Source organism: Peribacillus frigoritolerans (assembly GCF_030676415.1).
GTDB lineage: Bacteria > Bacillota > Bacilli > Bacillales > DSM-1321 > Peribacillus > Peribacillus frigoritolerans_A.
The window spans coordinates 393,042-400,083 of sequence record NZ_JAUUTW010000001.1 but is presented as its reverse complement, the minus strand read 5'-3'; the positions used below and the strand labels follow the sequence as shown (position 1 = coordinate 400,083).

The window sequence follows — 7,042 nt, the reverse complement described above, 5'->3', positions numbered from 1 at the left end:
TCTCTCATGCGAGAAAAGAACGTATCCGGTATTAGCTCCGGTTTCCCGAAGTTATCCCAGTCTTATAGGCAGGTTGCCCACGTGTTACTCACCCGTCCGCCGCTAATCTCAGGGAGCAAGCTCCCATCGATTCGCTCGACTTGCATGTATTAGGCACGCCGCCAGCGTTCGTCCTGAGCCAGGATCAAACTCTCCGAAGAAATGTTTGACTTGCTCATTTGCTTTTTTGATAGTGTGTGCTCACTTAAAATTTAACGTTGGCGCTTTGTTTTGTTCAGTTTTCAAAGAGCAATTTGTTGTCGTTTCTCTCAGAAGCGACCTCTATAATGTAACACATTCTGTCACGTTTCGTCAACAACTTTTTTTAAAATGTTTTCAACAGCTTGTTAGCTGTTTAAGTTGCTGTCTTAGCGACAAGAAATAATATACCATGTACTAAAAATGTTTGCAATACGTTTTTTAAAACTTTTTCAAAAAAACATTTTCACCTATCTCTTTCTATATATTCTTCACATCATCATCACACCCTTTCCCCCGCTATCCGGGCCAAGCTCCTTTTTTATGAATAAACGAAGCATATTTCCAAAGAAACACAAATAGTCATATATAGATATCTTTTTTTCCATGAGGTGAAACAATGAATCTGCCATTAATCGGATTACTCATTTCTTACAGTATGGCCCTTTACTTATTCAGTACCGCTTTTTATGAAGCCATCAAGTTCAGCAGAGAAAAAGGCAAGGTGAATGGTACGACGTTTTTATTCAGCTTTACTTTTGCTTTGATTTTCACACGGATCACCTATTTGTTTCACCCCTATTAAATAAAAGCAGTAAGTCTCCCGACTTACTGCTTTTATAAGGTGGCTTGCACTTCTTTATGTACCTTGCTTTTCTTTTCATCCTTCAAGAACATCATCAAACCACCCAATATGATGGTACCTCCCAGGACCTGCGTCCAGAGTATCGGTTCATCTAATATGAAGTAAGCCAGAATTGTCGCTCCCACCGGTTCAAGTAAGATTCCCATCGAAAGCGTCGAAGTGCTTAACCACTTTAGTGACCAATTGAATAAAGAATGCCCTAATAAAGTCGGGAAAATGGCAAGCAAAACGAAATAGATCCAATCGGAAGCAGGATAAGGCACCAATGCCTCTCCCTTGAAGATCACATAGAAAAACAATGCGAAAGCGCTGATTGCATACACGACAAATGTATATGTTATAGAAGAGATGCGTTTTCGAACATTTTGACCAAACAGTAAATAACCGGTTACCAGCGCACATGCGATAAGCGAAAGAATATCTCCCCAAAGCGCCATACCGCTGATTCTCAAATCGCCCCAGCTAATGACCAGGCTGCCGACTATCGCAATGATGCCGCTCAATATCGCCTTCATTGAAAATCTTTCTTTAAAAAACAGGTAGGCTCCGGCAAAAGCGAACAAAGGCTGGAGGGTGACAAGCACAGTTGAACTCGCGACCGATGTGTAATTAAGCGATTCAAACCATAAAATAAAATGAAAAGCCAAAAACACTCCTGCCGCAATCGAATACAGCCAATCCTTTTTTTCAATGAATTTAAGTTCATGACGGTATTTCACCAAGAAAACCGGCAACATAAGGAGGACAGTAAATAATAAACGGTAAAAGGCAATAACACCCGATGGAGCGGTCGCCAATTTAACAAGGATGGCCGAAAACGATACGGATGCCACACCGACCGCCAACGCTACATAGGGATTCACTTTTGGCATTTGCATCTAAATTCTTCCTTTCAACGGAATTACGTTTCATTGAACTCTATTCTACTATGTTAAAATTATTAGGGTAGTTTTTTTTGAAAAACGGGTATATGGCAACAGACGACCTTATTCTTCGATAATAATTCGGAAGTGGTGAAACAAAATGGAATGGACATTTGACCCTCAATCGGAACTGCAAATCCTTATCAAATTGGGGATTTCAGCTCTCCTTGGACTAATTATCGGACTAGAGCGAGAAATGAAACGAAAACCCGTTGGATTAAAAACAAGCCTGGTCATTTCAATCGTCAGCTGTTTATTAACGATCGTTTCCATGGAATCCGCTTATAAGTTCCCGGGAAGCGACGACGTAAATATCACAATGGACCCCTTGCGTCTAGCGGCTCAGATCGTTTCAGGCGTCGGCTTTATCGGTGCAGGCGTCATTCTCCGGCGGGACAACAACAGCATATCCGGTTTAACGACAGCCGCCATCATCTGGGGAGCGGCGGGAATCGGGATCGCCGTTGGGGCAGGATTTTTTCTCGAGGCCATAGCCGGCGTCATCCTATTGATCATAAGTGTTGAATTGGTGCCCGCAATCGTTACCTGGCTCGGACCGATGAAGTTACGGCAAAAAGAAATCTTTCTGCAGCTGGTCGTGCAAAATAAAGATGACATTGCCGTTGTACTGAAAAAAATCAAGGACGAGAAAATATTCATCAAAAACCTTAGAATCAAAGATGTCGCAAATGACACCCACCTTTTGACACTTAAAGTTCTGGTCGATCAAAAAGTCAGAACATCGGAAGTGTATTACACCGTCTCCAACCTTAAGGAGATTGAAAGGGTAGAGATCGAAAATGCATAATAAAAAGGCCGTTTGACTACGGCTTTTTTATGGCTTGTATAATTCGGACGTTGATTTCCGCTCCAGGCACTCGCTTTCCCGCAGGAGTCTCTCGCACCTTCATCTCCAATCAACTTCGATATAAAATTTAGATAGAAACCATACTAAGGAGTTGAAGGTGTTGCTTTGGGTCAGTTGGTTCGGGAATATCATTTGATGAAAGATACGTTTTCTGAACCTTTTTGAAACCGTTTGACTGCCCTTAAACGGGTTTTTTTATTATTTTTGCAAAAATTCATATTTTATATTGACTTTTCACCAAAATCCGATAAAATAATTATTGTACCTCAATTCGGGGCATTAGCTCAGCTGGGAGAGCGCTACGCTGGCAGCGTAGAGGTCAGCGGTTCGATCCCGCTATGCTCCATACTTTATACGAAAACAGCGTCACGACAACGTTCGTGGCGTTTTTCGTTTTCGTTGACTTGAACGAGTAACAGCTATACCAACAAACCGATAACACGTCTTTTCTTTACGATAAATATTCGTAGGACGAATTAGCAAAGAATGAATCCAATGTCGAAACCATTATCGAAAAGTTAGTCGCATATAGGGAAGAAAGCGTCAATTCATAACAGATTGGCGTGTTTTTTATTTTTTGATTATTCCTTAAAATATGAATCTATTTATATTACGGTTAAAAAAGGAAATTACATAGGGGCGATTTGCATGAAAAGGAAAAAAATTCTCAGTTGGACATTGGGGATTGCAATTGTTGTCGGATTGGGTACTTGGGGAACTTTCGCAGTATTAGAAAACGTCAATGATTATAAAGCGATCGAAAAGAAACATGAAACAGTGACGGCGGACGAAGGGGACACCTCCCAAGATGTTGACCAAGAAGTCGTGAACACACCAATTGTAAAGGACGTTGTAACATTGGCGGACGGCAGGGACGGTCACACGTTCATTGCGGACACTCATTCATTCTTGAACGATACGCTTGGATATGGCCGGGTTAAATCGGCGGATTATAGGTCACAACGAGCGAATGCCGAAGACGTGCTTCAAGCGTTGAAGGGTGCAAAAGTGAAGAACGAAGAAATAACGGCGGACTTCAAGAAAATCGAGGAATATGCGAACGTCGTATTCAAAGAAGATAATCGTGACGCAATGGTTCAACTTCACCGATTGTTTCACGATTTGGATATCTACTTCAACGGATATGATTATGACCAAACTTGGGGTGTAACTGATTTCGAGGGCGAATAATTGGGGCATTGGTCATTTCGGTGCAAATAAATCGGAGATAAAAGTACCATACTACTGCAGCTAACAGTTCCTAACGATATAATTGGACATATCGTACTGAATAGACGTGTGACTTGTCGTTGACTTTCGTTGATACTATTGACTTTCGAAAGGCTTGACGCTTAATTTCGTAATAGAAGATAACTGGCAGCGTAGAGGTCAACCGTTCGATCCCGCTATGCACCATATCCGAAAACCCTTGTGCAGCAAGGGTTTTTTTCTTTGGCTAAAAAAATAATAAACGCGCGGATCATACTTTGGTCATAAACGCTCATTTTATTAACAAAATACCTACCTCCTTTAAAGAAGTAGGCGCATTCACATTATTTCAAATTCATTATCAATAAAAGGTTCGGAATAGCTTAGAGTGTTGACCATTGCAATGATTAATTAACCAACTAACTAACAATCCTTCAGGACAATCTATGAAAATAAGATGCGATAAGCTGTCCTAGTCTTCGAATTCCCTCGATAATTTCTTTCTCATTGGCATAACTGAACGAGAGCCGAAGAAACTCGGTTCCAGCGTTTTGATCCAAGAAAAAGTATTTCCCTGGAACATATGAAACACCCTCAGCTAGTGCCTGTGGTAATAAATGCGACGTATCAGCACCAGGGATTCTCACCCATACAAAGTAACCGCCATCTGGTACATACCAGGAAACGGATTCTGGAAGAAATTGTTCCATCGAACGGATTAACGCAGTACATTTAGAACGATACACATCTTTTAAAAGGTCGAGTCGTTTCTCAAAATCGGTGTTTTCTAAGTATACAGCCATTGTACTTTGAGCAAATGGATGGTCCAAATCTTTTTTAAACCACTCTAACGCCCTAATAAATTCACTTTCTCCTGCTATCCATCCAATCCGCATTCCTGGCGCAACAACCTTGGATAATGACCCAACTTGGAGAACTCGCCCGCATTCATCAATAGATTTTATTGGCACCGGATTTTTATCGAAGGATAATTCTCCGTATGCATCATCTTCTAGAATGAGGAAATCAAACTCGATGGAAAGCTCCAATAAATGCTTCCTGCGCTCCATTGTCATAGTCGTCCCAGTTGGATTTTGAAAGGTTGGGATTGTATATAGAAAACGCGGGAGGGTTAGACCTGTACGTTTTCTTTCATCCAGGATTTCTTTTAATCGGTATGTTTGGAGTCCCTGTTCATCTATAGGTATACTAATAATCTGCTTCGTATAGTTTTGAAAAATCTCCAAAGCCTCCATATAGGTGGGAGACTCTACCGCTACGACCGCTTTATCATCAAGAAGAATGCGGGCAATAAGGTCAATCCCCTGGCAAGCTCCTGATGTAATTAAAAGCTGTTCTTCCAAAATGCAAATTCCACGCTCTCCCAATCTTTTCTGGATTTGGTGTTTTAGTCTTGCAATTCGTGGACTTCCGAGATAATGGAGCGGTAAATCCTGCTCCTCATCAAGAAGTCTGGCTACAGCTACCTTGAGTTCCTCAGCAGGAACGAGAGCAGGATCCGGATAGCCTGAACTCAAGCGAATACAATCATCTGGCAGATTTGGCATCCATGCACCGGGAGGATCATTCTTAAGTGCCGCTTTAATGTTTTCAGAAAAAAAAGATTCAACATTCACTTCAACCATACACCTTTCCTTCAAACGAGCCTTGATTGATTCTCACAATTTTGTAGATTGCTGATTTTTTTATGAGACAAATCAAAAACTTCCGCAGATAATCATCAATCTTTTGTAGAAACACCCTTAAATTGATTTTAAACTTTTTTCTCAGATGAGAGACAACAATTCCTCTTTATAATTTACAAATTCCTGAACTCTCTTGGCTGCTCCAATGCAATAGGAACTTTTTTCTTTAAACTATGTGTGTATAGATGATATCCTTATTTTTATCTATGAGTATCTGTAAAGCTGATAAAAGAACGAAAAAGTGAAGAAAGCAGATCATCCGCCTTTCTTCACTTTTTATGCAACTCATTCCATTTCTTAACCAAACGCTTCGGTGCCGCACGTATATAGGCTTCTTGAATTAGATCGGTCAATTCATCCCAGTTTTCCTTATCCGGGTTTTGAATAGAGACCCAGCCATGATGTCCTATATACGGGGTTTTGAAAAAATTCTCTTTCTGTAGCAATAATTCTTGAGTTTCCCGATCTGACTTGAACGACAAGCTGAACCCTTTCTCGCTTTCACCTGAAATCACGAAGGATTTTCTATTGATTTTAAAAGCATTGTGACCGAAACCGTCAATATGTTCAACAGTTTCGGGCAGCGCAAGACAGATATTGCGTACATTTTCAAGCATGCCTGCCGTGTCTTGTAATTTCATGTTTTAATTCACCTATTATCAAATCTATTTTGCATTAACATCGGGTTGATGAATTCCGAATATATTGCCTTCGGTATCAATATAGTACCCTTGCCACGTCATTCCAGGCAGGGCATATTTGGGCATTGCGACATTGCCGCCATTCTCAAAAATTTTAGCTTCCGTTAAATCGTAATTTTCCACTCCCATTGTACAAGCAAATGCATTTAAAGCTTGGTTTGTTTCCGGCGGAGCACTGACGCTGCATCAAAGCACCATCGATCCCAGGTTCATTCTTATCGCCAGTTACCGCTACCAAAGTAAGGCATTCCTGCATAATCACTCCAATCTTGAAATGACCATCCGAATACCTCTCCATAAAACTACTTTGCCCGGTCCATGTCATTCACATGAATTTCGAAATGAACTAACCTTCCCATGATTTCCTCCAATTTTTCACAAGAGTTAACCATTTCCTTAAATTATTCTCATTAATTATTATAATGGATATGGAAATAAATTCAATTATCATAAGAATATATTATTTTTAGTTGAGATTAAATCAATTTTTAGAGTCTCATCATACATCCTGTCATAACTTCTTAGAAAGACCAAAGGAACCGTTTTTCAAATATAGTTAGTTCCTACCAACAGAATCGGCTCCCAGCCCCTTCTACATATCTACACAATTATTTTAATAAAATTAATTGTGACACTCACTCCACATGAATCGACTGTGGAAGCATTCTGTCTTATACCGCCCCTTCAGCATTTTAATGTTTGTCGGAGGTAATAGGGAGTGTCCGTTCAACTATTACTCCCCTAGAAAAATA

Annotated in this window: 6 protein-coding genes, 1 tRNA gene, 1 rRNA gene and 1 pseudogene; 4 read left to right on the top strand and 5 right to left on the bottom strand. The window is 40.4% G+C overall.

Translation table 11 applies throughout. The features are described from left to right. Nucleotides 1–200, bottom strand: a 16S ribosomal RNA gene (locus Q8G36_RS01950); the annotation flags it as partial. A gap of 437 nt (nucleotides 201–637) precedes the next feature. On the opposite strand from Q8G36_RS01950, the gene Q8G36_RS01945 reads away from it, so the two are divergent. Next, nucleotides 638–823, top strand: coding sequence for a hypothetical protein (locus Q8G36_RS01945; protein ID WP_034310479.1), 186 nt, complete (start codon nucleotides 638–640; stop codon nucleotides 821–823). A 32-nt stretch (nucleotides 824–855) separates the two neighbouring features. On the opposite strand, the gene Q8G36_RS01940 is transcribed toward Q8G36_RS01945, so the two are convergent. Continuing rightward, nucleotides 856–1,761 (bottom strand): DMT family transporter, encoded by a 906-nt coding sequence (locus Q8G36_RS01940; protein ID WP_305158706.1) that lies wholly within the window; start codon nucleotides 1,759–1,761, stop codon nucleotides 856–858. A 145-nt stretch (nucleotides 1,762–1,906) separates the two neighbouring features. Here Q8G36_RS01940 and Q8G36_RS01935 point away from each other — a divergent pair, with 145 nt between their 5' ends. From Q8G36_RS01935 to Q8G36_RS01925, 3 genes are all read left to right on the top strand, one after another. Beyond that, nucleotides 1,907–2,614: an MgtC/SapB family protein gene (locus Q8G36_RS01935; protein WP_305158705.1), complete on the top strand. Its 708-nt coding sequence runs from the start codon at nucleotides 1,907–1,909 to the stop codon at nucleotides 2,612–2,614. 333 nt (nucleotides 2,615–2,947) lie between these two features. Beyond that, nucleotides 2,948–3,020, top strand: a tRNA-Ala gene (locus tag Q8G36_RS01930). 302 nt (nucleotides 3,021–3,322) lie between these two features. After that, entirely contained in the window at nucleotides 3,323–3,865 is a 543-nt protein-coding gene (locus Q8G36_RS01925) for a hypothetical protein (protein ID WP_305158704.1), read from the top strand. A gap of 452 nt (nucleotides 3,866–4,317) precedes the next feature. On the opposite strand, the gene Q8G36_RS01920 is transcribed toward Q8G36_RS01925, so the two are convergent. The 3 genes and pseudogenes from Q8G36_RS01920 to Q8G36_RS01910 all read right to left on the bottom strand — a co-directional run bounded on the left by Q8G36_RS01920 (nucleotide 4,318) and on the right by Q8G36_RS01910 (nucleotide 6,649). Continuing rightward, entirely contained in the window at nucleotides 4,318–5,520 is a 1,203-nt protein-coding gene (locus Q8G36_RS01920) for a PLP-dependent aminotransferase family protein (protein ID WP_305158728.1), read from the bottom strand. Nucleotides 5,521–5,858: 338 nt separating this feature from the next. Further along, entirely contained in the window at nucleotides 5,859–6,230 is a 372-nt protein-coding gene (locus Q8G36_RS01915; protein WP_305158703.1) for an MmcQ/YjbR family DNA-binding protein, read from the bottom strand. A gap of 24 nt (nucleotides 6,231–6,254) precedes the next feature. Then, a pseudogene (locus Q8G36_RS01910) lies at nucleotides 6,255–6,649 on the bottom strand (VOC family protein). Nucleotides 6,650–7,042 lie beyond the last annotated feature (393 nt).

Coding starts and splice junctions, on each gene's coding strand:
- Q8G36_RS01945 (WP_034310479.1), top strand. CDS start 638: ATGAATCTGCCATTAATCGGATTACTCATTTCTTACAGTATGGCCCTT.
- Q8G36_RS01940 (WP_305158706.1), bottom strand. CDS start 1,761: ATGCAAATGCCAAAAGTGAATCCCTATGTAGCGTTGGCGGTCGGTGTG.
- Q8G36_RS01935 (WP_305158705.1), top strand. CDS start 1,907: ATGGAATGGACATTTGACCCTCAATCGGAACTGCAAATCCTTATCAAA.
- Q8G36_RS01925 (WP_305158704.1), top strand. CDS start 3,323: ATGAAAAGGAAAAAAATTCTCAGTTGGACATTGGGGATTGCAATTGTT.
- Q8G36_RS01915 (WP_305158703.1), bottom strand. CDS start 6,230: ATGAAATTACAAGACACGGCAGGCATGCTTGAAAATGTACGCAATATC.